A 24,883-nucleotide genomic window follows, 5' to 3' on the forward strand; every position below is an offset into this window, starting at 1 on the left:
TACCTCTCTAGTTTTGTGTTGCTGGAATATGGGCTGGAAAAAGTCAATTCACATAATTGATCCGGCTTGTGTCGAACTTCGAACATTCAACCTGAGCGATGTTGTAAAAATGACGGAAATAACCTTGAATCCAGGCGAATTTCGAGTTCATTCAATAAATAAGCAGAATTTGTACCAGCACAAATCAGTGGTGTGACGATTCGTTGAGATTGTCGCTAATCAGCTGGGCGCAAGCAGGCCTGCCTTTACAGTTTCAATCAGGCCTTGTACTTCGCCGTCTGTGATAAATACCAGACGGCTTCGGCCATCATCCGATGCTCTGGCTGGCAATGGTATCGGCGGGTAAAGCCGGCCGGCCGAGCCTTGAACGCATAAGGGCTCGCTATTTCCAGTGGTATAGACTACGCCTTTCAAACGCAGCAATTGGTCGGAATACCGATTGATCAGGTTCTCCAGCGCGGCTTGCAGGCGCGGCCAGGAAACAGGCTGGTCGAGTTGCAGCGTGGTGCTGCTAAAATCGTGCTGCGGCATCGGCGTATCGGTTTTTAATCGATAGCGGTTCTGTTTCGGGAGCCTGAGCAAGCTATCGGGATCAATATTGCCATGCGCGGACTGAATCTTTGCCGCTGCCGGAGCGAGGTGATCCAATCGTGCTGTCAGGTTGTGGATTTGCCAGTCTTCCGCCAGATCGGTGTGCGTGATAATCAGGGTATCGGCCCAGGCAATCTGGGCTTGGGCTTCGGGAAACCGATTCAAGGCATCTTCACCGGAAGTGGCCGAGACCGTCGAGATCATGCCATCCAGGCGATAGCGCGATGCCAGCCAGCGCTCTCTTAACAAAGTGTCCAGTATTGGCTCAGGGTTGGCGATGCCGCTGGTCTCGATCAACACGCGGTCGAACGGCTTCTCGGCTTGCGCCTGCCAGGCCATGCGCAGGTTTTTCAGCAACGGTGTTAAAGCCCCATGTACCTGGCAGCACAGACAGCCGCCCGACAAAGTGCTCAACGGCACGTTGTATTGTCTGAGCAATTGCTGATCGACAGGCGTGGCGCCGAATTCGTTGATCACGACAGCCGAGCGGGGCGCATGGCTTAGCAGGCGGTTCAGCAAGGTGGTTTTGCCGCTGCCGAGAAAACCGCTTAATACGATGACGGGAATGCGGTTGTCCGGTTCGTGAGAGGATGTCATGTGTATATGTTCGCTTTATTAATTGACTGATTGTTATTGCGCTCAGGCAGCTTTTTATCCCATTTGCTGCGCCGAGTAGAGCGCTTCATCAGTAGAGTATGCACCGCATACCTTTTCAATAGTTGTCGGCTATCTTATCTTTGAAAAGGTACGAGACTGTGAAAGAATTCATTTTTTAGCCCAATTAATAACTAACCACAGAGAGCACAGAGAGCACAGAGAGCACAGAGAGCACAGAGAGCATAGAGTTTTTAATGCATTGAATTAATTAGCATTATTTTCTCTGTGTCCTCTGTGTCCTCTGTGCTCTCTGTGGTGAATCACTTTTTAACTTGGCAGGAATAATACTTTCACACTCTCGTACGCATTGCGTACTCTACCGCTATGATCACCCTTTTACATACGCATACGCTGAATACACTACGCTAACCCAACGAAAGTTTCTACGATAAATCATTCAATCAATAACTCAATCTAAATCCCACCTCCGCCCCGCGTCCGGCTTCCGGTGCGAAATTGCGTAAATAGGACGTTGAATTGCGAATGTTTTGATCGAGCAAATTGTTGCCTTTGGCGAACAGCATCAACTCGGCATCCTTGTAGGCTTTGATTTTATAATTCGCGCCCACGTTGAGCAGGAAGTAACCGGCGGTTGAAGTTTCAAAGTCGCCGGCGTGCGGTTGGGAATCGGCGCGGGTAAAGCGCAGGTAACTGGATAAGTCTTGCTTGCTATAATCCAGTTGCAGTCCATAACGCAGCGGCGGCATGCGCGGCACATCGCCGCCATTGACGAATTGCCCTCGGGTGTAGTCGCTGAACAAGGTCAGGTCCAGCTGGCCATGACGGTTTTCCATCATTGGGAAAATCAGCTTGGCCTCATAACCTTTGAAGATCGCATCATTCTGGCGTGTGATCAGCACGGGCACGCAGTCGACGACACAAGGATTGCCGTCCTCGTCGACAAATTCGCCGCTGCGCTGCTGAGTGATGTAATCGCTGGCCCAGTTGTGGAACAGATCGAATTCAGCGCGCAGCCAGTCGGATTTGAAACGGTAACCCAGGTCCAGGTTATAAGAAATCTCTTCCTTTAGATCAATATTGCCGCGCTCGAAACTGCGAGTAGCATCATGGAAGCCGTTGGCCAGCAATTCTTGGACATTCGGTGCCCGGGAGGAACGGGTGATAGCCAGATTCAGGTTGTTGTGGTCATTGAGTTTCCATTGCGCCGAGGCCGAGGCGCTGACCGGTGTGTAGCTTAGATCGTTCATGCCCTCCGGCTTGATATCGTTTTGTTCGACCCGAGCGCCGAGCTGGTAGGTTACTGCGCCGATGTCGAGCGATTCTACCGCAAATACACCGTAGCTGTTGATTTGGGAATGCGGAACGATGCTCTCGCCGGTGAGCTTTTCAATAGCGTTGAAATCACTGGCTTGTGCCTGAAAGCCCACCGTGCCATACAATGGTCCCAAATCCTGGTGAGTCAGCTCCAGTCGGCCTTCGTAGGATCGATTAGTGAAAAACGCACCGGGTTCACCATTGGCTATTTCCGTGTGCTGATAATCGGTGTAACCGAACCGGGTACGCAGGCTCTTGGCAAAGCGGAACGGGTTGTCCAATTCGCTTTTAAAATCGTATTTATCCTGCCTGAGGGCGATGCGCACGGTTTCCTCATCAGTGCCATCCGGCGCGATGCCGTAATTATTGTTCAAATTGTTGATCGAAATGCCGGCGAACCCGGGATCGCCGATCCAGGACAGACCAGCTGAGCCGCTAATAGCTTCAGCGCCGGTATTGTTCAGATGACCGACGGGATTGTCGACCACAACCAGCGACGGATCGGTGATCGATACAGCGGCGGTATCGATGGCACGGCCGCCGATATCGAGATTGCCGCGATGGCGAAAAAAACCGTCGAGATGGTAGGCAATGTTGCCTTGTCCGCCTTCCAGCTTCATCGTGGTGCTGGTTTCGTTGGATGTGGAGTCGAAGCGCTGTTCCAGAGCGCCGCCTAGTAACTTATCCGGCATTTGGCCGGGGATGCGATTGTCAATGACATTGACCGCTCCGCCTATCGCACCGCTGCCATAGAGCAGAGTGGCCGGGCCGCGCAGCACTTCGATGCGTTCCGCTAAAAGTGGTTCGACGCTGGTGGCGTGATCCGGGCTGAGCGCCGAAGCATCATTACTGCCAATACCGTTATTCAGCACCCGCACCCGAGGGCCGGCCTGGCCGCGAATCACTGGTGTGCCCACGCCTGGTCCGAACGACTGGTTGCTGATACCTAGCTCATCTTTTAATGTATCACCGATGCTGTGACCGGTCTTCATGCTTAGTTCGTCATCCTCCAATATCGTTACAGGTACTGCCGTTTTCAATGGCTCGGCTTGCAAAGGAGCAGTGACGACCACTTCCTCCAATTCAATAGTCGATGCTTCTTCGGCAAGCACAGGAACAGCGAGAGATCCTGATGCTGCCAGTAAAATGAATTTTTTGAACATCATTGTTCCAAATTTATAAAAACTAATGTTATATCGTTACACTATGGGGGCTATAAATATACAGACACTTTCTCTGCTCAGATTAGGCTGAGTGGTTATGGGATGACGTACATCCAGCGCAAGTGCCATGGATCTCAATCGATTTATAGCTGATGGCGAAGCCGGCCTTTTTGATTTCCGATGACAGTGCATGCATGACCTCGAATGCGGCGCGTTCTTCAATCTCATGGCATTGATCGCAAATCAGCAATAATTGTTCATGTTGCCTATCTGAACAATTGCAGCCGACATAGGCATTAAGGCTTTCCACCTTATGAATCAGGCCCTGGCTCATCAGAAAATCCAGCGCGCGGTAAACGGTGGCCGGTTTGGCGGAATAGTTCAGCGGCTTGATGTGATCGAGCAGGTCATAAGCCTTTACGGCTTTATGGCTTTCCCAGATTAGCTCCAGCACTTTGCGGCGGATGGGTGTCAATTTCACGCTGCGGTTAATGCAAAGCCTTTCCGCCATGTTGATGGCGTCGGCAATGCATTTTTTGTGATCGTGAGGAAAATTGCTCATGGTTTCATTATAAAAAGTTAATCAGCGAAATTCAGCGACAGCTCTGCATAGCAGGGGGTGTCAAGTATTTAAAGTGTTATATTATAACATTTTAAGTAAAAAGAATAGCTGTGGCGCGAATTGAGCCGGGCTTATTGCGTTTATGAGTTTAAAGCTGGGGCTTAAATTGACGAAGTGTTATCGTTCTGATTGCGGGCGGGTTTTTACAAGAGGTCGCATTGCATTGCCATAACCATCAATTCGGCCAGATTTTCAGCCTGCATTTTTTCCATGATATGGGCTCTGTGTACGTCAATAGTGCGGTTGCTGATATCGAGTATTCTGGCGGCTTCTTTGTTGGAATGGCTTCGGACTATCAGGTTCAGCACTTCTCTCTCACGCGTCATTAAATGGTTGAGGCGCTCAAGTATTTTGTTTTTCTCGCTGAGTTGCTCTCTGGTCTGGGCATCTTTGCTCAGGGCTTCTTCAATACGGCTCAGTAATACTTCTTCATTGAACGGTTTTTCCAGAAAATCGACGGCTCCGGCCCTGAATGCTTTTGCTGAATCCGGCACATCCGCATGGCCGCTGATGAAGATAATGGGAATTTCTATGCCTCTCTTGATAAGCTCTTCCTGAAGATCGAGTCCGCTCATGGACGGCATTCTAACATCCAGCAGCAGGCAACTCGGTTGGTCAGGGGTATAGTGGTCCAGAAAGGCTTCGGCCGATTCGAAATCTGTGACAGTATATCCTGTCGTTTCGATCAATAGCTTCAGTGAATCACGCACTGCGTATTCATCATCAACTATATAGACTATAGGGGTCGTCGGCTTGTTATGCATCATTAGTTTTCCTCCGTACCGGTATGGTGAAATAAAAAGTACTGCCTTTTCCCGGTTTGCTGGCAAAATGCAATGCGCCATCATGGGATTTGACTATAGATTGGCTGATGGACAATCCCATTCCCATGCCGGACGATTTGGTCGTGTAAAAAGGCGTCAATATTTTCTTTTGGCTGGACTCGCCGAGTCCCTGGCCATTATCTTTGACCTTTACTTCTATAAAATTCTCATCATTCAACAGTGTCTGGATGAACAGCTTTCGTTGTTTATTATGTGATAAATCTTTCAAGGCATCGATACTGTTTCTGACCAGATTTAAGATGACCTGTTCAATTTGGACGCTATCGACATAAATAGCGGGCAGGTTATTGGCCAGATTAAAAGACAACTCGATGTTGTACTGTTTTAAATCAGTTATTGACAGGCTGACCGCATTTTCGATCAGGGCATTCATGTCAGCGGTTGACCGATGTATTTTTTTGGACCTGACAAAGTCCCGCATGTGATGGATGATCTGCCCCGCTTTCAGCGCCTGTTCATGAGTTTTTTCCAGGATTGAACTGAGTTTTGCCAAATCAGGTTTATCAGTCTGAATAAAACGCAAACAGGCTTGCGTATAATTGGCGATCGCTGTCAGCGGCTGATTGACTTCATGGGCGATACCTGATGCCAGTTCCCCCATCAGGCCAAGGCGCATGACATGGGAGAGAGCTTCCACATGCTCTTTCTGTTGCAGTTCCTGCATCTTGCGCTGGCTGACGTCACGAACAATACTGGTGAAATAGTTCTGCCCGTCGAGTGTAAACTCGGCGATGGATATATCCAGAGGTATTGCGGAACCATCTTTGCGCAAACCCTCAACCTCGCGAATGCGGCCCAGAACTTTCGGCATATCGGCTTCATGCTGATAGCTTTTTCTCTCTCGATGCGAACATTTGTTTTGTCCCAAGGGCATGAGTTTGTTGATGCGGCAGCCGATCAGCTCTGCTTCAGTATAGCCAAAAATGGTTTCTACCGCTGCATTCACGGAAATGATCTTGCAGGACATGTCGCAGGTGATGATACCTTCGACAGACGCATTGAAAATGGAATTAAGCTTTGCCTCGCGCTCGAGTATCTGCTGTTTGGAATGTTTGAGTTCTTCAACCAGCTTGGTCAGGTTCTGATTGCTCTGCGATAAATCGCAATCTTGTTTAAGAACCTTTTGGGCCAATTTTTTATTGAGATTGGCAATGGTTTCTTCGGCGCGTTTACGCTCGGTAATATCATTTAAAGTCAGCCAGATTTCGCTGTCATTATTATTGATGTCATTGATTTTACCTTGACACTCCACGTAAGTGGTTTCGCTGTTGCTGCTCTTGAGCCGGACATCCAGCGTTTGATTGGCGCGTTCCGTAGCCAGACTGCGCAGGAAAAAATAATACTGATCCTGGTCACAGGCGTCTATATATTGCGCCAGTTTCCTGTTAATCAGTCCCTCAATGGGATGGCCCAATAGACGAGCCGCAGTCAGATTGCCTTGCAGGATAACGCCGTCTTTATTGAGGGTCAGATAGCCTACCGGAGAAAGGTTATATAAGTTGGCGTACAGGTCACGAGAGGAGAGCAGTTCCTGGTGTGTTCTACTGAGTTCCTCATTCTGCAGTTCAAGCTCTATCTGGTGGACCTGAAATTCGAACAGTAACTTTTGAATGTCCTGGCTGGACATGCGTGTAATATCGGTGCCGGATTTGCTGAGCATCGTTTCCGCCCTCTTACGAAGGTTCTTGCGGTACTGGATAAGTAGATTCTCCGCATCTGTCTGGAGAATTTCATAGTCGGTATTCCCGTCAAATGAATTAAACATGGCGATTTATTCCCGCGGATAAGTGAAAAAGTGAGCGCCTGCGGTTGGTGCAGGGCTAGCCGGGTTTATGGTGCGCAATTTTAGTCTATGCGCCGGCGAAATCAGGACCGATGTGTTCATAGCTTATCCCGTTCGACATCCTCAATGGCTAGCAGAATGCGTCTGGCATTTGTCGATGACTGCTGTAATAAACGACCATTGAGAGTTAAATGTTTTTTTCCTATTACAGAGCATTTATACGTATAGTTAAATGCATCAAAAGGAGTATTGTTGTTTAATGTCTCGTTTAAATGGCTTCGTAATTGCTCTGAGTTCCAGGCCGACTCATTGATAGTAAAAAACGATTGTCCTGTCAGATCTTCATGGGACGGATTGAAGGCTTTGTGAAAAGCCGGGTTGGCGGTAATGATGCTGAAATTTTCATCGAGCACCAACAGCGGGTTGGAGACCGTATTGACAATCGCGCTGGCTATACTGGCGTCTAAAGCCGCCTGTTCGGCTTTTTTCAGTCTGTCGATGTCGATAAATGTGATGACCAGTCCGTCAATCATGTTTTCTGCGGTTCGATAGGGCAGGATACGCAACAGATACCAGACGCCGGTTGTGGATTGTACTTCCGCATCCTTATAAATCAGTGTCTGAAGCACCGCTTTGGCATCATCAATGAGATGGTCATATTTAAGGCTCGATGCCAGATCGCCGAGCGGTCGTCCTATATCGCTGTTGATCAGATGGACAATATTGATGGCCGATTTGGTGAATCGCCTTATCTTAAGGTTGTTGTCGAGGAAGATAGTCGCAATATTCGTGCTGTTCAAAAGATTTTGCATATCATCATTGATCTTCGACAAGGCGTCGACCTTCGTTTGAAGCTCACTGTTGATAGTATTCAGCTCTTCGTTCAATGACTGCATTTCTTCCTTGGAAGTTTCCAGTTCTTCGTTGGAGCTTTGCAGTTCTTCATTGGTCGATTGCAGCTCTTCGTTCGTGGACTTGAGCTCTTCGTTCGAGGTTTCCAGCTCCTCGATCGTTTCGCGCAGTGACTTTTTAGTGGAAAGCAGTTCATGCGCGAGCTGTTCTTTATCATTTTTATTGATCAGGATCGAGGAGGTAGTTTGCTCGTCAGCTAGTGAGTCACTATCTTTGTGATGCGGATGAAAACTGACTAAAAACAGGTCCTGCAGCGCTTCCGGCTCCAAAATCCTTACCAGTTTCAGGTCGATCGTTTCAAAACCATTGTTGGTTTTGACCCTGATTCCATTGTTGATGATTTCCATATCACCCTTTTTTTGGGCTTTACGCAATGATGTCGCCAACGGCACCAGTAAGCCTTCCCGGGCCATTTCGATGATATTCCAGTTGGGCTGGCCTTGCGCGGGTTCCAGATAGTTTCCTGTATGACCATGAATGTAAATAATTTTGCCGTTTTCGTTGATGATAATGCAGACCGGGGTGTAGCGTTCCAGCAATAACTTTTCTATTTGTCGGGCTATCTGGCCGGGTTGAGAGGCAAGTTTGTGCGATTCCTGTTCCATTGACGATATATTTTTGGCGCTTGTCGGCAGCAAGCGGGGTTTGGATATCGGCAAACCGGCCTGGATATATTTTCGCTGATAGATCTTGCTTTTTTTGTCGATAATTGAAAACAGGTGATCGAAATTGCCAATTGACTCGGATGTGCCAAGAAACAGAAGTCCGCCTGGTTTCAAGGTATAGTGGAAATGTGGAACAATCTTCTTTTGCAGTTCGCCGTCCAGATAAATAAGCAGGTTACGACAACTGATCAAATCAATGCGCGTGAACGGCGGGTCCTGAAGCAGATTCTGCGTGGCAAATATTACAGTATCACGAATTTCCTTGGCGATACGATATTGGTTGTTTTCCTGTTCAAAATAGCGCGCCAGGCGCTCTGGTGAAACATCGGTATCAATGCCGTTCGGATAAATGCCTTCCCGTGCTTGAATGATGGATGACTCATCCAGGTCGGTGGCAAAGATCTGAAAGCTGTAAGTTTTGCCATGTGTTTCGTTATATTCCTTAAGCAGAATGGCAAGAGAATAGGCTTCCTCGCCGGTGGAACATCCCGGAACCCATACGCGCATTTCGTAATTGTCGGGTTTATCTTCAAACAGTTTCGGCAAGGCGATCTCTTTTAGTGCTGTGAATGCGGGCTCGTCCCTGAAAAAATTAGTGACATTGATCAATAGTTCCTTGAACAGCTTATCTATTTCCACAGGGTTCTCCTGAAGAAACTGCACATAAGAGTCCATGGTTTTGATTTGATGGATATTCATGCGCCGGCTTATACGACGGTTGACCGTAGTAGGCTTATAGGCCGACAAATCATGACCTGTACGGTTGCGCAGCAGAATAAAGATTTTTTGTAATGGTTCGGTGGCCGCTAACATTTCCGCCGGTTCCAGCTTCTGAAAATTGTTGAAACAAGGCGCTTCAATATATTGAAGCAGTTGTTGCCCCATTTCCTCAGCAGGCAGTACAAAATCAACATCACTCATCGCTATTGCACTGTTGGGCATGCCGTCAAATTTTGCGGTTTCAGGGTCTTGAACCATGGCCATGCCTGATGCGCCTTTGATGGCTTTAAGGCCCAAAGTGCCATCCTTACCGGTACCTGAAAGAATAATGCCAACACTCATCTCTTTTACATCTTCCGCCAGGGAATGTAAAAAGAAGTCAATGGGCAGATGCATCGGTTCATGATTGGCTGTTTCCATAAGATAGATTCGACGATGGAATAGCGCCAGATTTTTCCCGGGCGGGCATACGAATATATGGTCTTTTTTCAACATCATGCCGTCTTCGGCGGCAGTAACGGGGATTTTAGTAAAATTGGCCAGTAAATCAGGCAGTAGGCTAAGGTGTCCGGGCTGTTGGTGAGATACTACGATAAAAGCGAAACCACTATGCGGCGGCAGATTGGAACAAAATGCTTCCAATGCCTCCAGTCCACCGGCCGAAGCCCCAATGCCAACCACAGGTAACAAAGAACCCACTAAATGCTTTTTATGTGGCACATCATGAATGCTAAATTTAGATGTGATTTGTGGCCCCACTTTATTGCCGCCTGATTTCACTGAATTGGTCCTCTGATTTGCTACCTTGCTGAATTATAATTGGAGTTTTGGCTTGTTTTTTCATATTATTTTTACGAATTCAGCTTAACACCCGATTAACATTAAAAACAAGCGATTATCTAGAGCCTTGGCGCCCTGTTTGAGAGGGTTCGCAGAATCAATTCAATTACATGCGTAATTAAGGAAGCATCAGAACCGGTGTCTCCTGCAAGGTGGAAATCGAGTTAATCTATGAACTTTCCAGAATGAATATTTTTCAATAATCGCGGACCCGTTTTTTCGAAACAGAGTCTCAGCCCCTTTCATGTCAGAAAATTACTACATTTACCAGTAGCTATATATGCGTAAAAACACTTAGGTGAATATACGAATTTTTTAATTAACTTTTTTCTTTTATAAATATAAATAGACCATCTAGATAGTCTAAAGTTTAGCTTTTAAAAGACTATGTTTACATTGAGTATCTGTATGTGACGCCTTTATAAACGTATGTAAGCGGTACATTAAATAGATTCCCAATTTATGAATGGTTGTTAAAAATTCAGATGAAATAGCGAGTGCAAAATGGCGGCAAACATAAAAGCATTTAAACAACAGAAAAATTTTGATTGGCATTATAAAATTGACGGGGTTGATATTGAGTTAAAAGAAAAAAAATTCATGGATGATGAATTTGAGTATTACAAATCCACAAAAACCAAATCGAAGAAAAAAGCCCGTCATGACATACAGAAATAAAATAAGCGAAATTCTGTAAGGCTGAGCATCAGTCGAATAAATCTAGCCGTGCATTAACCTGATTGTCAGGAGAATGAGTCTGGCTGTAAGAGTAAGTCGGGGGGCATATCAAAATGATCATTAAAGAAACTAATTAGACAGCGCTGTTTTCCCTGCTCCGATTGGGCACCAGTCGGAGGAAATCCCAGTTTTCGTATCGCAAGCAAGGGCTTGAAAAGATTGCGTCAATGCTGGGGGGGACTCAAGTGGGAAGCGTCAATATGTTGATCCAATATAGCTATCGTCATACCAAATTACCAGATAGGTTTGAAACATTCGGACACAGTGAGGCCTTTGCATGCAAAGTGGTGAAGGAGTAAACAATTATGCTTAATTTATTTAAGGATGAGCCACAGAATATTAATTCATTTTTTCTGTTTATGCAGAGTTTGGTTAATCGCAATCTGGTAGCGGAAGCATTAAGAGTTAGCGAAGCCAGATATCGGAATTTGCTCGAAAATATGGATCTGGGTGTTGTGTACCTGAATAATGCGGGAACAATCATCTCTGCCAATCAGGCAGCCGAGCAAATTCTGGGTTTACATTTGAATAATATGATGGGGCGCCCACTGTCCGAGACTTGCTCAAGGATTGTCAGGGAAGACGGTTCGGTTCTTCCGCATGAACAGCATCCGGTCATGTCGGCTTTGCGTACCGGAAAACCTGTGGAAAATGTCGTTATGGGGCTTGTTGATCACGCACGCCAAAATCATACCTGGTTAATGACCAGTTCTGTGCCGGAATTTCGTCCGGGAGAGCGGCGGCCGCATCAGGTCTTTATGACCTTGGCCGATATTACCCAGCAAAAATTGGCCGAGAAGGAGTTAAATCTGGCATCGGTTATCGTTAACAATACGGGTGAAGGCATCATTGTCGCCGATCAGGACAATAAAATCATTTCAGTCAATCCAGCTTTCACGATTTTAACCGGTTTTTCCCGGCAGGATGTTTTCGGTAAGAAAGCCTATTTTCTGCAATCCAAAAAAAATGCCATAAAAATTAACGAGGAATTACATAATAGTAGAAAGAATGGAAATAGTTGGCAGGGTGAAATATGGCATCGGCGTAAAAACAGTGACGATTTTCCTTGCTGGACGACTATCAACCAGGTCAAGGATGCAGACGGTAAGACAACGCATTATGTTTATGTGGTCATGGATATAACCCATCTTAAAAAGGCTCAGAATCGCCTCGGGTTTTTGGCCTATCATGATCCGCTGACTCAATTGCCCAACCGGATGTTATTAAGGGATCGCATCAATCATTCCCTGCAAAATGCGCGCCGGGAAGGCTCTCAGGTGGCCGTATTATTTCTTGATCTTGACCGCTTCAAGATTATTAACGATACCTATGGGCATGCCGTTGGCGATAGTCTATTAAAAGAAGTGGCAAGGCGGATCAAAAATCTGGTCAGAAAGGAAGATACGGTGTCACGTTATGCCGGTGATGAGTTTATCGTGCTGATGGAAGACTTTTCCGATGCCAAAAGCCCTGCCAAGTTGGCTAGAAAGCTGATCGAAATATTTAATATCCCGATGGAAGTCAAAGGCCATAGTCTGCAAATAACCACCAGCGTAGGTATCAGTTTGTTTCCTCGGGATGGGGACGACACTGACAGCTTAATCAAGAATGCCGATACGGCGATGTATCGTGCCAAAAAAGAGGGGCGCAATAACTTTCAATACTACAATCCGGAGCTAACGACACAGGCCTTTGAGAAAATGGCCATGGAAAGTGATTTACGACAGTCGATAGACAAAGATGAGTTGATTTTGTATTACCAGCCGCAAGTCTGCCTTAATACCGGAAACGTCGTCGGTATTGAATCATTGGTGCATTGGCAGCATCCGACCATGGGATTGATACCATCAGCGCGCTTTATGTCCATAGCCGAAGAAAGCGGCTTCATCCTGGCCATGGGCGAATGGATGGTAGAAGCGGCTTGCAAGCAGATGCGGCATTGGCTGGATGAAGGGGCGCCGGTAAATAAAATAGTGGTGAATGTATCGGCGGTTCAATTGCGGCGTTCCGATTTTGTGGCAACAGTTGAACGCATATTGCACGAGCACGGGCTTTCGCCTCATTGTCTTGAATTGGAAATTAGCGAGAGCAGCTTTGCAGACAATGTCGAACCGATCATCAAAGTGCTGAATGGTCTGGCCGAGGCAGGGATAGACTTGACCATTACTAATTTTGGCAAGGGTAATTTTTCACTTCTTAATTTAAAACGTATTCCCGTTAAAAAACTGAAAATTGACAGTTCATTCGTATCCGAAATGTTGCGTAATCCCAACTACGAAGACATCCTCCGTTCCGTGATAGCCTTGGGTCACAGTTTGAATTTAAAAGTCATCGCTCAAGGAATTGAGTCGGAAGCCCAGCAAAAGCGGCTGACAGAATTGGATTGCGATATGGGACAAGGTCATTTTTACCATTTACCTGCTTTGCCAAGCGCAAATTTTTTCGCTAAATGATGTTGTGAAAATGATACAATTTAATGAAATTAAACAATGTTTTTTATTTTGCCGCTGATTCTAAATGTTTGATTTGCTAGGTAATTGTACGGATTGTTGTGATCTCCGTCTGTTCATAAAATAGACTCTAATGAATATTTCTTCGCATTTTTAGGAAGAAAGATGAGAAACGATTGTAAGTCCGTACAACAAATACCCAAGACATCTGTCGATCCTGATACGCTTCGGGAAATGGTGGCGGAACGCGCTTATTGTAAAGCCGAAAAAAGAGGTTTTGCAGAAGGGCACGAACTAGAAGACTGGCTTGAAGCCGAACTGGAAATTAAAAATCAATGTTTCTACTGGTTTCAAGATATGGAGTGACTTTATTAAAAAGGAATTTTTAATTTTTAATCTTTTTTATTCCAAACATATTAAGTGATGCGTAAACACACGGAATCTACACATGGTATTAGATATGAAGCGAAACAAAATAATTGACGTTCCAAGTTTTGACAACAAACTTACAGAACACAAGCAATGCGTCGCTTTTCATGAAGCCGGGCATGCGGCGGCGATCTATTTGAACAACAAGGCTCAGAATCTTCCTCCGGTTTTCTTTCAAATCTTATTCAAAGATAGAAGCGGGTCTTCGGAAAACCATAAAAATACTTATCACATCATCCATGATGATTGTATTGCAAGAGTGGAAGGAGGACGGTTAATTCAATCATTACCTGACTCCATGGATGCCTTCCTGGATAAATTGGTGGCACATGATGATGTCATGGTTCACGCAGTAGAAGACTATGTCAGCGCTTTCGAGGCGGACATCGTCAACTTGCTTGTGGGTCCCCTGGCCGAAGCCAAATATATCGCCGATACCGATAACGAGCTATTCAATCATCGTCTGGTCAATATAAGTGCATTGAAGAATTATGGCGGACGTTCCGATATCGCAACAGCTTATGAGTATTTACAGAGTTATTCGCCCAATAAACGGCAGCAAGATGAGAAACTGGATGAGTTGTTTAATGTAGCCTTTGACTTTGTAAACGATTATGAAAACTGGAAAGCGATTTCCAAACTGGCCAATCATATTATCGATTCTGACAAAGATACGATTAACTGCGAGGAGGTTATTGCTGTGCTTGAATCCACGGATATGAATGATTTTGCGGATGAGATATCTCAACCCGATCGCTATGTGAGATATGCTTGAACTGGAGGGACTGCTTTGCTGGAGATAAGTTGTTGGATGGCAAAATTATCATGAGTTTCCAAAGTGGTTAAAAAGCTATTTTTTCTCTGCCAAGAAAGCGTTGCTGATGTGGAACCGGACTTATTAATATTCTTCAGGTTCATGGATAGGCAGATATCTGTCTTTGGGCGACGGCCACTCCACACTAAAATTGTGTCGCCTTTAATACAACGTTCAGGTTGAAGGGGCACTCCAATGGATAAGCCGGAAGACAGTATTAAGAATCTATTTAGCAATCTATACAACTACCTGAAGAATTTGTTAATGACCGGTTCCGGTTCTAAGGAAAAACCGGAGTTGGAGCTAAACAAACCGGCTGATGAAAAAACACCTTTCTCCAAACAGCGCAAAATCATTTACCTGGTGCTGTTATTCATCGTGTCATTGTCCGTGCTTAACAGTATCCAGGAAATCCAACGGGATGAAATCCCTTATAGCCAGTTTCTGAAGTACGTAAAAGAAAAAAAGGTTGAAAAGGCTGTTGTTACCGACCGCTATATTACCGGCGTGATTAAATCGGACGATCCGAGTGAGCCGTCCAGGCCTTTCATGACCATTCCGTTGTTGCAAGATGATCTGGCTAATATGCTGGAACAAAATAACGTTGAATATGTGGTCAGAAGCGGAGAAAACTGGCTGACCAATATTCTGTTCAACTGGGTCATACCGATTTTAATATTCGTGTTTATCTGGTCCTGGATTATTCGCCGTACCACCGGCGGACAAAGAGAATTCCTGAATCTGGGCAATAAAATTCGTATCCATCAGGATACGCTGCCCAAAATCACCTTTGACGATGTGGCCGGCGCCGACAGTGCCAAACAGGAGCTTAAGGAATCCATCGATTTCCTGAAATCGCCGGAAAAAATTCAGCGATTGGGCGGGCGCATGCCTAAAGGCTTATTGTTGGTAGGCGCGCCCGGTACCGGTAAAACGCTGCTGGCGCGAGCGGTTTCCGGCGAAGCAGGCGTACCTTTCTTTAATATCAGCGGTTCCGAATTCATCGAACTGTTTGTCGGGGTAGGCGCCGCCCGAGTTCGAGATCTGTTCGAACAGGCTCGCAACAAAGCGCCCTGCATTATCTTTATCGACGAGCTCGATGCCATCGGCCGGTCGCGTAGCGGGCCTGTGATGATCGGCGGTCATGATGAACGTGAACAGACCTTGAACCAGTTGCTGACTGAAATGGACGGCTTTGATACGTCGGTCGGCGTAGTGGTTATGGCGGCAACCAACCGTCCGGAAATTCTGGATAAAGCGCTGCTGCGCGCCGGACGGTTCGATCGCCAGATTATTATCGATAAACCGGACTTGAAGGATCGTATCGAGATTCTCAAGCTGCATACCAAGCCGATGATCCTGTCTGAAAATATAGATATAACAGTGATTGCCAAACGCACGCCGGGACTGGTTGGCGCCGACCTTGCCAATATCGCCAATGAAGCAGCAATCATAGCGACGCGGGTTGGCCACAACAAAGTCGAAATGGAAGATTTCGAAGCGGCCATAGATCGCATACTGGCCGGCCCTGAAAAGAAAAATCGCGCCTTGAGTCCCGACGAAAAGCGCCGGGTCGCCTACCATGAGGCGGGGCACGCAATGGTTGCCGAGCATGTGCCGACCGGGCAGCCGGTGCATAAAATTTCGATTATCCCCCGCGGCGTATCAGCCCTGGGCTTTACGCTGCAATTGCCCGTCGAGGAAAAGTTTCTATCGACTGAAAATGAGCTCAAGGACCAGTTAGCCATTTTAATGGGTGGACGCATTGCTGAAGAATTCACCTTTGGAACCATTTCGACCGGCGCCCAGAATGACCTGGAAAAAGCCAGCGAAATTGCACGTAATATGGTTTGCAGTCTGGGCATGAGCAAAAAACTGGGGCCGTTGACTTACGGCAAACGGCAACAGCTGCAATTTTTGGAAACAGAGACACCGGAAATCCGCAATTACAGTGACGAGACTGCCCGCCTTATTGATACCGAAGTCATGGCGTTGATTGAGGAGGCTGAAACGCGTGCCCGTGGAGTAATTACTGCCAACAGAGAGGTACTGGACAAACTGGCGAATTTATTACAAGAAAAAGAAGTCGTTAACAGAGAAGAAATTACAGACCTACTTAAAAGCGAGATGAAACAGTGAATATGCAAGCAATTCTGGAGCAAAAACAACTCAATCATCACCGCCTGAGCAATTTTTTTCAGTCGCTGATTTTATTCGTTTCAATGCTATTCCTAGTCGTTCTTATCAGTTATTTGTTATTGGGTATGGAAGGGTTGAAGTGGGCCGTGACTTTTGGCGCAGTCCTGCTGCTCATCGGCATCAAGTGCACGCCGGGAATGATTCTTAAACTGTATAAGGCACAACCGGTTGTTCATGATGAAATTCCCGGCTTGCAGAAGCTGGTCTCGGAACTGGCGGATCATGCCAAACTCGCGGCCGTGCCGCAACTGTACTATGTGCCCAGTCGCACCATGAATGCATTTACTGCAGGCAACCACGACAAATCCTGTATCGTATTAACTGATGGCCTGCTGCGTACGTTGAACCGGCGTGAACTCACCGGGGTTCTGGCTCACGAAATCACCCATATCGGCAATAATGACAGCCAGGTAATGAGCATTGCCGATATGCTCAGCCGAATGACCAGTTTGTTGTCTACTTTCGGCCAATTATTGTTGCTGATCAATCTGCCGATGTTTCTCCTGGACAGTGTTATAGTGCCCTGGTCGGTAATCACAATGATGCTCTTCGCTCCGATTATTAATAGCCTTTTGCAGCTTGCTTTGTCGAAAACACGCGAGTTTGATGCGGATACGAATGCCGTTTACCTGACAGGCGATCCGGACGGATTGGCGAGCGCTTTATTCAAAATGGAATATTACGGCGCAGGCTTATTCGAATGGTTGTTCCTGGCCGGGCATGGCACACCCGAACCGTCTCTGCTGAGAACGCATCCTACCACTGAGGAACGGATGAAACGTCTAAAATCACATTTCAAAATAAGCAAAAATCCTCTCAATGATGCTTCCGATGATTCCAAACTGCTTACTATTCCTTTGCATATACAAAGGGTTCAACGCAGACCACGCTGGAGAATAGGCGGTATGTGGTATTGATTCTGGAATTGGTAATGACATGGAACAATCAAAGAATTGCAGGTGCGAATTCATTCGCGCACTTGAGGAAGTAATTTTATGCATGTTTCTTAGAAATATCCGAGAACTCCCGCCCCAATAGTTTTGCTGCGTCAAACGATGAAATCAAAAATGCAGGAAGCCTGCCAAATCCCCATGCTTCCCGCTGGGGATGGCTTTTTACTAAGGAAATGAGTATGTTCCAGTCCCGTACGGTACGCTTGCCATGCCGGCGCATATCTTCCATTGCTCTCCTTCTTTGGCAAGCGTCAGAGCATAACGGAAAAGCGTTTCAAAATTTTTTCCTTCACTTTGATAAGAAATCGGCAATTCTATAATCACACAGGCTAGCGTTGAAACTGCTTCAACATGGATATGACGATATTCGCCCCAGCGGATATAAAACCTATGTTCCCGATCGCGCCGCATGACTAAAGGAAGGAAGAAAAACCCGTCTTTTTCAGTAAAAATGCAAGAAAACGTAGCGGAGCAAGATAAAAATAACCTTAATTTTTTACTGGTTAATTTTTTAGCAGGCTGATAAGCTTCATTTAATGGATATGTGTTTGGCGGGAACTGTTTTTAACTGCTTAAGTCGAAGGTTTTGTTAATACAATGCAACAGGCGCGGACCGGATGTATTGTGAAAAGTAAAGAATGTCTGTTAAGGATGAGAGAGAAGTTGCAACGTCGGTTAATGCCGGCTAAGCGGGTAATCAATCATAAAGTAGAGGATAAATAGTCTGTCCTCTAAAAACCCACTAAGCAGTTGTCAGATTACACCCCAAGAGTTTGATCATCATTCATACACCCATCACAAAATCTTCAAACCATTGCCATATTTATTTTATTCAGGCGTTAAGAAAGAATTTTGCGCCATATTCGTTTAAAATAGTTGCGTTAGTATTCTTTCCGTTTTATATAGCGGCAAGTTATTTTATAAGTGAAATTTTCTGAGGTCATCTTATGCGTAAAAAACTTCTTGCCATTAGCTGGGGCACCGCGATGCTCCTTATGCCTCCCTGGATACAGGCAGCTAATGATTTACCACCTTCAGCCAAAGTTGAAATGGGAGAGGTGGAAGAGGTATGTTCTGACTTCACGCCAAAAGAATGGCGCCAGGAACAGGTTATTGATGGGGTATCGATACAAGAGTCGCGGTTATGCAACCCTGATAATCCTGCCGATATCGCCGCTTTTGTCAAAGGCACAAACGGCGTTTCCATGGAAACCTTGATGGAAACTCAACTGGCTGCTGATGCCATTACTATGTCGGACGACATGGACGGCGATGGCGACCCTGACAAGATTGTCATTAAACTTGAAGTCGTTGAACTGAATGGTCATTCTCCCGATAGCCCTGAGTTGACTACCCAATTTGATATAGCACCGGGCATACAGCCGACTTTCTGGGTTTTCGCCCCTAAAACACGCGATATGTCCACCCTGAGTTTGTACGAACCCCAGGCCAATCCGCTGCTGCGTGCGCCGTCTCCGGCGATTCGCGTCGAACAGGATGACGTAATCTGGCTGGTGCTGGAAAACACCCATTACCTGCCGCATTCCATCCACTTGCACGGCATCGACCATCCGTTCATGGATCATGGCGGCCATGGCAACGACGGTGTAGGCCAGACCAGCAACATGGATACCATGCCGGGAGAAACCAAAACCTATGTGATCAAGCCGCGCCAACCGGGCACCATGTATTATCACTGCCATGTCCAGCCGCATACGCATATTCCCATGGGCTTGCAGGGGATGTTTATTATTGAGGAAAACCGCCCGAACAACTGGCCGCAAACTTTCAACGTCGGCAACGGCCAGGTTCGTCATCCATCTGTTGCTGTCCTTGAAAAATATTCCCGTGAATACGACTTGCATTACCAGTCCGCGGATAAGGAATTGCATGAAATTGTTGCCAGATCGGCCAATGATCCGCGCCTGCTTGCCAAGCACCTGAATGTCGATTATGACGTAACTGAAGCCACCGATGATTACTTCATGCTCAATGGCCGTTCATTCCCTTATACATTAAGGGAATCGCTGATTGAAATGGAGACCGATAAGAAGGTCAAGTTGCGTATTTTGAATGGCCATACCGAAGCATTCGCTATGCACATTCACGGCCACAAACCGACGATCACCCATTATGACGGCGTCGATAACGGCCCGAGCTCATATATCATGCGCGATGTACATGCCATGGTTCCCGCTCAACGGATCGATCTGGAACTCAGCGGTATCGACGACGGTCTGCACAGCTTTGGCCAGGGTATCTGGATGTTCCACGACCACGTCGAGAAATCCTTTACAACCAACGGCACGGGCGAGGGCGGCGATATCAGCCTGGTGGTCTATAAAGACTTCCTTGATGAAAAAGGCATTCCCAAATCGCATGGCATGAGTCTCGCACCTTACTTCACAAAAGGTTTCTGGCAGAAAAATTACCCGATCTGGCAGGACTATGATGCATGGCGCAGTTTAGGCTTGCCTGAGATGAAGGGCACCGGCGATCAGAAAGCCGCGACTCCTGTACAAGCAGCAGGGCCTGTGAAGCAGGCGGCGGCAGCGTCCGCGCCGGCTGTTGAAGAAAGCTCAGCCGCTGGCAGACTGTTCTACGGTATCCTGATGGGACTGTTGAGCTATGTGCTGATTGTCAAACGGAAGTTCATTCTCGATCACTTGCGCAAGCTGACAAAACAACAGTAAAGGTGTAACCCTGAAGCGCCGGATTAAAATCCGGTGCTTAGCCAGACAAAAGCCATCGCCGGCATACCGGCGGTGGCTTTTTTTATGTCCTCTAGCGTCTGCGCAATAACGCATTCTTGAGCTGCCATTGGTCCTGCGGCTCGATGTCTTCCAGAAAATTGATTTTTCCCTGTGCGCCAATGGCCGTCGGGACGCCGTCGCGGTACAGAATGCGCCGGCTTGCCTGCGTCGGCACGCGCACTCCGGCCGTAATGATGCCGGTCAGATTCAACGGATCTGCTGCGCTGATGGCGATCAGATCGCCTCGTTTTGCCTGCTTGCGGATGTCGCGCAAAACGCTGACGGCCTCTGGCAGCGCATACTGTTCGCCGGCAAAGCCTTGCACGAAACGCCCGCCGCGCAGCTCGCCGCGCGCTTCCATGCGCCGGAACACATACAGCAACTCCCGCCAGCTCGGCAGGTTATTTTCCTGTTCCAGCACTTTCCGAAACACGACGCCATAACGACGCAGCAAAACCAGGGCAATGTGCTCGCAATGCTGATGGCGGTCGGTTCCGGCCGATACAGGCGAGCGGATCAGTGACCAGCGGCCCGCCGCCGCGAACGGATCGTAGAATGAATAACGCTGGCTGAGCCGGTGCTGGATTTTCTGGGCCGTAATCAGCGTGCGCAGTCCCTGAAAACTGTCTGCCGTGACCAGGCCCCAGGCGCTCAGTTCGGCCAGCGCTTCTTCCAGTTGCGACTTCAGCAGGCCGGTTTCGCTGAGCAGTTCCTCGAAAAAACTGGCGCCCCATTGCTTAAAAGCGTCGTGGACTTTTTCGGCCTTGCCCGACAATTCCAGCGCCTCGATATCGGGCAGCGGCGCATAAGCGCGCCAGTGCGGCAGATGCGCACGGGCAATGAAACTGAAAGCCGTGGTCTTGCCGGCGGGACTCTTGCGTTTCGGGGCGCCGGCGGGCAGGTGCAGGCGCAGCCAGCTGACTTTGCCGGCGCCGCACAGTTTATCGAGATCGGACGCAGCATAAGGTTTGATGCGCACCGGCAGAATATCGGCTTCCCAGCTGGCGGCCGGCAGACTTAAACCCTCAAGCTGCAATAAGCGCTGTTGCAGAGCGGTCTCTCCGGCGCCCGGATCGTCCAGTCCCTGCCAACGGAACAGGAAGCGCATGAAATCGGCCGGCGCGACCGGTTCGATCTCGCTGCGCAACTGCTTCAATGTATAGCGGTGGATGCGCGCCAGCAAGCCGCGCTCGCACCATTCCGTAGTCTCGGCTGCCGGTGTGAATCGGCCCTGAATCAGACTGCCTTCCTGTTGCAGGGCGAGCAGGGCAAGCTCAATCTCTGACGGATCAAGCCGCATCGATGTGGCCAGTTGCGCGGCCGTGACCGGTCCCAGTCCTTCCAGCCGGCTGCTCAGGATTTCGACCAGCGCGCCGTCGCGGTCTTCGGCTTCATTCGAATCCACAGGCTGGATCAACGGGTCGATTGGGGCGTCAGGAAAGACCCATTGCAGCGCTTTCAGCCGTTCAGCCGCGACCCACAGGCGCGTGTCGTCGGCTATGGTCATGACCGTAGCGCGCTTGGCTTTCATCAGTGTTTCCAGCAGCACGGGCCAATCGTGCGTGAAAGCTGACAGCGGGCCGCGCTTGCCTTCGGTTTCGGTCAGAAAGCCCAGCACCACCAGCGCGTCGTGCAATTCGTCAGGCGTGTGCGCCTCCGGCCAGGCTTCCATGCATACGCGCGCAATCGCTTCGGGATTCAGATGACCGGTTTCGGCGGCCGTTTGCGGATCCATGAAGCGGCGCTGCTGCACGGCCAGCGTGCGCCGTTCCTCGGCCGGAGCATCGTCCAGGAACGCATAGGGGCGCGCGTTCAGGATTTCCAGCGCCAGCGGCGAAGGGCTGGCCAGATCGCGCGCGACAATGTCGACCGTACCCTGTTCGATGCCGGCCAGCAGGCGCTCCAGGCCGTCGATGTCCATCAGTTCATGCAGGCAATCGGACAAGGTCTGGTTGACCAGCGGATGGTCTGGCACTTCGCGGTCGCCGGCGATATTCTCGAAGCAGGCGAGCTGATCGGGAAAAATCACCGCGATCAGATCCTCGGCATTGTTGCGCTGGAAATAGGCCGGGACTTTCTTGCCGGCGCGGTTGCGCGGCACGGCCAGCGCCGTGTTGGCGACCCAGCGCCAGCGCGTCGGGAACATCGGCGCGGCCAGCAGCGCCTGAACCAGGATGTCCTTTACGGTCGCGGCTTTCAGATACTGGGCGGGCTCTTCCAATGGAAAACTGTGCGTCGGTCCCAGCGACAATACGATATTGTCTTCGCTGGCCGCGGCCTGCAGCTCGAAGTTGAAGCGCCGGCAGAAGCGTTTGCGCAGCGCCAGCCCCCACGCCCGGTTGATGCGCGAGCCGTACGGCGAGTGAACGACGAAGTGCATGTCGCCGGTTTCATCGAAGAAACGCTCGAACACAATGCGCTGCTGCGTCGGCAGCACGGTCAGTGCAGCTTTGGCGGCGGCCAGATACAGCAGCAGTTGTTCGGCCGCGGCGGCAGGCAGCTGCAGCTCGTCGGCCAGATAACGGTAGGCCGCCTCCTGGCTGAGTTCGAGTCTGACGTCCAGCGTCGCGCGCAGATCCGATACTGCCTGTGACAATTCATCACTGCGGCCCGGCGCTTCGCCGAACCAGAACGGAATATTGGGCGGCTGGCCGTGCGCATCCTCGACATACACGCGGCCCTGCTCGATCTTGAGCATGCGATAGGAATTATTGCCGAGCTGGAAGATATCGCCGGGCAGGCTTTCAAACGCGAAATCCTCGTTCAGGGTGCCGACGAACAGGCCTTCCGGCTGCATGATCACATCGTAGTCGAACTGGTCGGGTATGGCGCCGCCGTTCATCAGCGCAGTCAGTTTGGCGCCCTTGCGCGGTCGCAGCAGGCCGTTGACGGCATCGCGGTGCAGGTAGGCGCTACGCCGGCCGCGCTGCGTGTGGAAGCCGTCGCTGAGCATCCTGACGACGTCGAGAAACTGCTTGCAGCTCAGCTCTCGGTAGTGCCAGGCGTTAGCGAAAGCTTTAAACAGCTCGGTTTCCTGCCATTCGCGGCAGGCGACCTCGGCCACGATCTGCTGCGCCAGCACGTCCAGCGGCGCCTCAGGCATCTGGATGCGATCCAGCTCATCGCGCTCGATCGCGGCCAGCATGGCCGTGCACTCGACCAGATCATCGCGCGACAGCGGAAACAGGCGGCCTTTCGGTACGGTGCCGAGCCGGTGGCCGGAACGCCCGACCCGTTGCAGAAACGTTGAAATCGCATGCGGCGAGCCGAGCTGGCAGACCAGATCAACGTCGCCGATGTCGATGCCGAGTTCCAGCGACGCGGTCGCGACCAGTGCTTTCAAAGAACCCTGTTTCAGGCGCTGCTCGGCCGACAACCGGTGTTCCTTGGCCAGGCTGCCATGGTGCGCCGTAACATATTGTTCACCCAGGCGTTCGGCCAGGGCCGCGGCCGCGCGCTCGGCCAGGCGCCGCGTGTTGACGAAGATCAAGGTCGTGCGGTGCTGTCCGATCAGCTCCTCCAGCCGGTTATAGATTTCGCCCCAGACTTCGGCCGCCATGACCGCTTCCAGCGGCGAGCCGGTGACTTCGATCTGCAGGTCGCGCTGGCGCACGTGGCCCGTATCGATGATCGTACAATCGGCTGCTGCCGTGCCGGTCAGATAGCGCGCTATCGTCTCGATGGGCTTTTGCGTGGCCGACAGGCCAATGCGCACGGGTGGCGTCGCGGTCAGCTGCGTCAGGCGTTCCAGCGACAGCGCCAGATGAGCGCCGCGCTTGCTGCCGGCCAGCGCGTGAATTTCGTCGACGATAACGCTGCGCACGGTGCTGAGCATGGCACGCCCCGAATCCGATGTGAGGAGGATATACAGCGATTCCGGCGTCGTGACCAGAATGTGCGGCGGCCAGCGCTTCATGGCGTGGCGTTCGGCCGGCGAGGTGTCGCCGGTGCGCGTCTGCGCGCGGACCAGCACATCGGGCAGGCCAAAGGCGGCCAAGCCCTCGCGGATGCCGCTCAGCGGCTCTTCCAGATTCTTGTGAATATCGTTTGACAGTGCCTTCAGCGGCGAGATATACAGAATGCGCGTTTCATCGGGCAGCGGCGATTCCAGCCCTTGCCGCACCAGTTGATCGATGGCGGCTAGAAACGCCGCCAGCGTCTTGCCCGAGCCGGTAGGCGCCGCGATGAGCGTGGATTTGCCGGCATGTATGGCCGGCCAGGCCTGGCATTGCACGTCCGAGGGCGCATTGAAATGTGCTTTGAACCATTGGGCGATAACGGGATGAAACGATGTTAAAGGCATGGCACTGACTGACTGGAGAGGATAAAATAGTTCGGTAAGGAGTTCAGCGGCATACAGAACTCAGCTTCAATCGCAGTATAGTCTAGCACTGAAAGAGGGCATCGGCTTGGCTATTGTCCAGAGTTTCCGGAACTGTTCTGCATTGATAGTCATAGAGGACCCGGATGATTG

Annotated in this window: 15 protein-coding genes; 7 read left to right on the forward strand and 8 right to left on the reverse strand. The window is 49.4% G+C overall.

The features are described from left to right. Positions 1 to 219: 219 nt before the first annotated feature. From METLU_RS0104385 to METLU_RS0104410, 6 genes are all read right to left on the reverse strand, one after another. Positions 220 to 1,188 carry a CobW family GTP-binding protein gene (locus METLU_RS0104385; RefSeq protein ID WP_027157171.1) on the reverse strand — a complete coding sequence of 323 codons (969 nt, stop codon included), beginning with the start codon at positions 1,186 to 1,188 and terminating at the stop codon, positions 220 to 222. Positions 1,189 to 1,649: 461 nt separating this feature from the next. Beyond that, positions 1,650 to 3,686: a TonB-dependent receptor gene (locus METLU_RS0104390; RefSeq protein WP_027157172.1), complete on the reverse strand. Its 2,037-nt coding sequence runs from the start codon at positions 3,684 to 3,686 to the stop codon at positions 1,650 to 1,652. Positions 3,687 to 3,768: 82 nt separating this feature from the next. Beyond that, positions 3,769 to 4,248 carry a transcriptional repressor gene (locus tag METLU_RS0104395; RefSeq protein WP_027157173.1) on the reverse strand — a complete coding sequence of 160 codons (480 nt, stop codon included), beginning with the start codon at positions 4,246 to 4,248 and terminating at the stop codon, positions 3,769 to 3,771. A 203-nt stretch (positions 4,249 to 4,451) separates the two neighbouring features. Further along, positions 4,452 to 5,075, reverse strand: coding sequence for a response regulator transcription factor (locus METLU_RS0104400; protein WP_027157174.1), 624 nt, complete (start codon positions 5,073 to 5,075; stop codon positions 4,452 to 4,454). After that, entirely contained in the window at positions 5,065 to 6,918 is a 1,854-nt protein-coding gene (locus tag METLU_RS26595; protein ID WP_051299767.1) for a PAS domain-containing sensor histidine kinase, read from the reverse strand. Before METLU_RS26595 ends, METLU_RS0104400 begins: the two co-directional genes overlap by 11 nt. Positions 6,919 to 7,034: 116 nt before the next feature. Next, a complete protein-coding gene (locus METLU_RS0104410) occupies positions 7,035 to 9,953 on the reverse strand; it encodes a CheR family methyltransferase (RefSeq protein ID WP_036243497.1) in 2,919 nt (972 codons plus the stop codon). Between the two features lie 624 nt (positions 9,954 to 10,577). Here METLU_RS0104410 and METLU_RS27760 point away from each other — a divergent pair. The 6 genes from METLU_RS27760 to METLU_RS0104440 all read left to right on the forward strand — a co-directional run bounded on the left by METLU_RS27760 (position 10,578) and on the right by METLU_RS0104440 (position 17,620). Beyond that, positions 10,578 to 10,751, forward strand: a complete 174-nt coding sequence (locus METLU_RS27760) for a hypothetical protein (RefSeq protein ID WP_155920441.1) — start codon at positions 10,578 to 10,580, stop codon at positions 10,749 to 10,751. Positions 10,752 to 11,116: 365 nt separating this feature from the next. After that, positions 11,117 to 13,264 (forward strand): sensor domain-containing protein, encoded by a 2,148-nt coding sequence (locus tag METLU_RS0104420; protein ID WP_027157176.1) that lies wholly within the window; start codon positions 11,117 to 11,119, stop codon positions 13,262 to 13,264. Positions 13,265 to 13,426: 162 nt separating this feature from the next. Further along, positions 13,427 to 13,627 carry a DUF2934 domain-containing protein gene (locus tag METLU_RS0104425; RefSeq protein ID WP_027157177.1) on the forward strand — a complete coding sequence of 67 codons (201 nt, stop codon included), beginning with the start codon at positions 13,427 to 13,429 and terminating at the stop codon, positions 13,625 to 13,627. A gap of 82 nt (positions 13,628 to 13,709) precedes the next feature. Continuing rightward, positions 13,710 to 14,465 (forward strand): hypothetical protein, encoded by a 756-nt coding sequence (locus tag METLU_RS0104430; RefSeq protein ID WP_027157178.1) that lies wholly within the window; start codon positions 13,710 to 13,712, stop codon positions 14,463 to 14,465. Positions 14,466 to 14,768: 303 nt separating this feature from the next. After that, positions 14,769 to 16,643: an ATP-dependent zinc metalloprotease FtsH gene (gene ftsH, locus METLU_RS0104435; RefSeq protein WP_407939107.1), complete on the forward strand. Its 1,875-nt coding sequence runs from the start codon at positions 14,769 to 14,771 to the stop codon at positions 16,641 to 16,643. A 2-nt stretch (positions 16,644 to 16,645) separates the two neighbouring features. Next, a complete protein-coding gene (locus METLU_RS0104440) occupies positions 16,646 to 17,620 on the forward strand; it encodes a zinc metalloprotease HtpX (protein ID WP_051299769.1) in 975 nt (324 codons plus the stop codon). 76 nt (positions 17,621 to 17,696) lie between these two features. On the opposite strand, the gene METLU_RS0104445 is transcribed toward METLU_RS0104440, so the two are convergent. Continuing rightward, the gene (locus tag METLU_RS0104445) at positions 17,697 to 17,885 is read right to left on the reverse strand and encodes a hypothetical protein (protein ID WP_027157181.1); all 189 of its coding nucleotides are present in this window, start codon (positions 17,883 to 17,885) and stop codon (positions 17,697 to 17,699) included. A 718-nt stretch (positions 17,886 to 18,603) separates the two neighbouring features. Here METLU_RS0104445 and METLU_RS0104450 point away from each other — a divergent pair. Then, positions 18,604 to 20,349, forward strand: a complete 1,746-nt coding sequence (locus tag METLU_RS0104450; protein WP_027157182.1) for a multicopper oxidase domain-containing protein — start codon at positions 18,604 to 18,606, stop codon at positions 20,347 to 20,349. 91 nt (positions 20,350 to 20,440) lie between these two features. Here the strand turns inward: METLU_RS0104450 and METLU_RS0104455 are convergent, their stop codons facing one another. Then, positions 20,441 to 24,712, reverse strand: coding sequence for a DEAD/DEAH box helicase (locus METLU_RS0104455; protein ID WP_027157183.1), 4,272 nt, complete (start codon positions 24,710 to 24,712; stop codon positions 20,441 to 20,443). Positions 24,713 to 24,883: the final 171 nt, after the last annotated feature.

This window comes from Methylobacter luteus IMV-B-3098 (genome assembly GCF_000427625.1).
Taxonomy (GTDB): Bacteria; Pseudomonadota; Gammaproteobacteria; order Methylococcales; family Methylomonadaceae; genus Methylobacter; species Methylobacter luteus.

Excerpts from the sequence above, each read along its gene's own strand:
- METLU_RS0104440 (WP_051299769.1), top strand. The coding sequence starts at position 16,646 with ATGCAAGCAATTCTGGAGCAAAAACAACTCAATCATCACCGCCTGAGC.
- METLU_RS0104385 (WP_027157171.1), bottom strand. The coding sequence starts at position 1,188 with ATGACATCCTCTCACGAACCGGACAACCGCATTCCCGTCATCGTATTA.
- METLU_RS0104425 (WP_027157177.1), top strand. The coding sequence starts at position 13,427 with ATGAGAAACGATTGTAAGTCCGTACAACAAATACCCAAGACATCTGTC.
- ftsH (WP_407939107.1), top strand. The coding sequence starts at position 14,769 with ATGACCGGTTCCGGTTCTAAGGAAAAACCGGAGTTGGAGCTAAACAAA.
- METLU_RS27760 (WP_155920441.1), top strand. The coding sequence starts at position 10,578 with ATGGCGGCAAACATAAAAGCATTTAAACAACAGAAAAATTTTGATTGG.
- METLU_RS0104395 (WP_027157173.1), bottom strand. The coding sequence starts at position 4,248 with ATGAGCAATTTTCCTCACGATCACAAAAAATGCATTGCCGACGCCATC.
- METLU_RS0104420 (WP_027157176.1), top strand. The coding sequence starts at position 11,117 with ATGCTTAATTTATTTAAGGATGAGCCACAGAATATTAATTCATTTTTT.
- METLU_RS0104450 (WP_027157182.1), top strand. The coding sequence starts at position 18,604 with ATGCGTAAAAAACTTCTTGCCATTAGCTGGGGCACCGCGATGCTCCTT.
- METLU_RS0104430 (WP_027157178.1), top strand. The coding sequence starts at position 13,710 with ATGGTATTAGATATGAAGCGAAACAAAATAATTGACGTTCCAAGTTTT.
- METLU_RS0104400 (WP_027157174.1), bottom strand. The coding sequence starts at position 5,075 with ATGATGCATAACAAGCCGACGACCCCTATAGTCTATATAGTTGATGAT.
- METLU_RS0104390 (WP_027157172.1), bottom strand. The coding sequence starts at position 3,686 with ATGTTCAAAAAATTCATTTTACTGGCAGCATCAGGATCTCTCGCTGTT.
- METLU_RS26595 (WP_051299767.1), bottom strand. The coding sequence starts at position 6,918 with ATGTTTAATTCATTTGACGGGAATACCGACTATGAAATTCTCCAGACA.
- METLU_RS0104445 (WP_027157181.1), bottom strand. The coding sequence starts at position 17,885 with ATGGAAGATATGCGCCGGCATGGCAAGCGTACCGTACGGGACTGGAAC.
- METLU_RS0104455 (WP_027157183.1), bottom strand. The coding sequence starts at position 24,712 with ATGCCTTTAACATCGTTTCATCCCGTTATCGCCCAATGGTTCAAAGCA.